We start from the raw sequence: 2939 nt of genomic DNA, 5'->3' as shown, positions 1-2939 counted from the left end.
GCGGCGTGGGCCTGCGCGCGGCCGGGGCGGACGAGGTGGGTGACCTCGGCGCCGGACAGGCGCAGGTGGTGGCCGAGCACGGTGCCGACCGCGCCCGCTCCGACGATCAGCACCGGGGTTCTCTTCACGGGTCTCGCTCCTGGGTGCGCGCGGTGGCGCGGACGGTGTCGCCGCCCGTCCGCGCGGTGCAACGCCATGATCATGATGTGTGCCGGGTCACCCTACCGCACGGCCCCGGCTCCCTGGTGGGAACCGGGGCCGCGCTCACCGCACGATCAGATCTTGCCGGTGCCCGCGCCGCCGGTCACCGCGGACTTGACCGAACTGGCCGCGTCCAGCGCGTAGGAGTAGGGGATCGACTTGACCGAACCGCCCTGGTCGCCGCTGCCCGAGTTCACGAAGTGGTTGTTCCGCGCCACCAGCGCGGCGGCGGGCGAGGAGCCCTCACCCCGGTGGAACGGGTCCTTGGTGTTCTCGAAGTAGTTGCCCTCGACCAGGACGCCCGCGTCCTTGGTCGACGCGACGCCGTACGAGGTCACCCCGCCGTAGTAGTTGTTGTACACGTGCACGGGGTTGCCGAACCGCACCCTGGGGTGCCGCTGGTTGGTGCCGTCGAACCAGTTGTGGTGGTAGCTCACGCGCAGCTTGCCGGTGTCCTCGGACGCGTTGTCGTCGCTGTGCCCGAGCAGCATGGTCTTGTCGTGGCTGCTGAACTTGTTCCAGGACACCGTGACGTAGTCCGAGGCCCGCTTGATGTCCAGCGCGCCGTCCGACCCGTTGGCGAACGAGTTGTGGTCGAGCCACACCCGCGTCGAGTACTGCACGTTGATCGCGTCGTCACCCCAGTTGCGGAAGTTGACGTTGCGCACGATCACGTTGGACGCGTTGGCGATGTTCAGGCCCTGCCCGGTGATCGTGGCGCCGGAGCCGACGCCGAGGATCGTCTTGTTGGACGCGACCTTGGTCATGCTGGACAGGGTGATCGTGCCGGAGAACCGGATGACGGCCGCTCCTGACGCCTGCACCGCCGTGGTGAACTGCGAGGCGCTGGTGACGGTCGTCGGGGAGGCGCTGCCTCCACCGGTGGTGCCGCCGCCCTGCGTCGCCCAACCCTCGAGGTTGAACGAGGCGGCTCCGGCGCTGGGGGCTGCGACGGACGCGCCCGCCAGCACGACGGCGGCGACGAGCCCGGTGCGCCAGTGCACGCGGGTTGACTTCTGGTGCATGGGAACTTCCTCCCGAGAACGCTGTTGACAATGGACCAGCGGCGGTGCATCGCACACAGGCGGCGGTTCGGGAAATTCCTGCCCCGGCTAGGAGGCGCCGGGGCGTGGTGTCACCACCTCTCCTCGGTGTGAGCACGGATGTGCTCGATGTCCCACTGATCGCCGAGGCCGGGCCCGGTGGGCATGGCGACGCACCCCGCTTCGTCGAGGGGGTCGGCGATCGTGAGCCGGTGCGGCGGCACGCGGTCGAAGTCGTGGTGCGGGTGCAGGAGCCCGCGCTCGTACCAGCGGCCCACGTCGGTGCCGCCCAGCACGGCCAGGCTCGCGCTCCCGTCGCCGTGGATCTCGCAGTCCACGTTGAACGACTCGGCCAGGTGCGCGGTCTTGACGGTGGCGGAGATGCCACCGACGTCGGTGGGGCCCGCGCGCAGGATGTCGCACGCCCCGGAGGTGATCCACTCGGCCCTGGTGTGGAACTTGCCCCAGGCCACCTCGGGCCCGATCACCGGGATCGAGAGCTGGTCGGCGAGCCAGCGGTAGGAGGCCGCCGAGGCCTCCTCCATGGGCTCCTCGAACCAGTAGAAGTCGAGCTGCTCCAAGGCCCTCCCGAGTTCGAGGGCCTCGGTGCGCGAGTACCAGTGGTTGGCGTCGAGCATGAGCGCGATGTCGGGGCCGACCGCGTCCCGCACCGCCTCGCAGGCGGCGATGTCCATCCGCACGCTGGGCGCGCCGGGCACCGGCGGCATCCAGGTGTGCAGCTTGATCGCCCCGTAGCCGGTCTCCACGAGCTGCTTGGCGAACTCGGCGTAGTCGCCGGGCGTGCTCAGGCCGCCGGGGGTGCGGTCGCCGCACATGGTGCTGGCGTAGGCCGGGATCTTCTCCCTGGCGCCGCCGAGCAGCTTCCACACCGGCATCCCGGAGAGCTGGCCGACCAGGTCCCACAGCGCGGTGTCGACGTAGCCGAGGGCGCGGTCGGTGAACCGGCCGTGCGAGCCGCGCTGCTTGCGCGCCATGGACTTCCAGAGCCGCTCGCGGTCCCAGGGGTCCTGGCCGAGCAGGACGGGCCGCACGATGCCGTCGAGCACGGCGGGACGCAGCTGGTCGGGGTGCACCTGCACCCGGCCGACCGCGCCGCCCGCGTGGACCTCCAGCAGCGCCTCGCGCACCTCGTGCGCCGGGCCGGGGTGCCGGTGCCCGGCCTGATCCACCTCGGTGCGCGCGGTGGTGGTGAACACCGACACCTCGACCCGCTCGATCACTTCCGGTCCTCCCACTCCTGCTGCGCGGTGGTCAGCTTCTCGGCCATGGCCTTGAGGAACTCGTCCGCGCTCAGCTGGCCGAGCAGCACCTTCTGGTACTGGGGCTCGCTGTCGGCCTTGGTGATGGACGAGTACTGCGGCAGGTAGACCGGGGCGGGCACGGTGATCGTGGCCGGGTCCTCCAGCACGTCCAGCGCCATCTTCACCGGCTTGTTCCGCTCGATCCACGGCTGCGAGCGCACGTCGGTGTTGGCCGGGATCTGGCCGACCTTCTCGTTCCAGTGGCTGTTGCTCTCGGCCGAGGTCAGGAACTCGACGAACTTCCAGGCGGCGTCCTGGTTCTCGCTGTTGCGGAACACCGCGAAGCCGTCGGTGGGGTTGGGCACGACGGTGCGCTTGCCGCTCGGGCCGACCGGCAGCGGGAGCGCCTCGACCTTGTCCCCCAGCGCCTTGG

Annotated in this window: 4 protein-coding genes; all 4 read right to left on the bottom strand. The window is 70.6% G+C overall.

All coding sequences use genetic code 11. The features are described 5' to 3' along the window. A partial coding sequence (locus tag ACTUAL_RS13395) for a 2-dehydropantoate 2-reductase N-terminal domain-containing protein (RefSeq protein WP_440900466.1) occupies nucleotides 1–197 on the bottom strand: 197 nt, incomplete at its 3' end. A gap of 78 nt (nucleotides 198–275) precedes the next feature. After that, a complete protein-coding gene (locus tag ACTUAL_RS13390) occupies nucleotides 276–1226 on the bottom strand; it encodes a pectate lyase family protein (protein ID WP_440900465.1) in 951 nt (316 codons plus the stop codon). Between the two features lie 110 nt (nucleotides 1227–1336). After that, on the bottom strand, nucleotides 1337–2485 hold the full coding sequence (locus ACTUAL_RS13385; protein WP_096492395.1) for an enolase C-terminal domain-like protein: 1149 nt from the start codon (nucleotides 2483–2485) through the stop codon (nucleotides 1337–1339). Next, nucleotides 2482–2939 (bottom strand): extracellular solute-binding protein (locus ACTUAL_RS13380; RefSeq protein ID WP_440900464.1); only part of this gene is annotated, 458 nt, incomplete at its 5' end. The genes ACTUAL_RS13385 and ACTUAL_RS13380, both read right to left, overlap by 4 nt.

The sequence above is a fragment of the Actinosynnema sp. genome (assembly GCF_052038725.1).
This window is presented reverse-complemented; position numbering and strand designations above follow the sequence as displayed.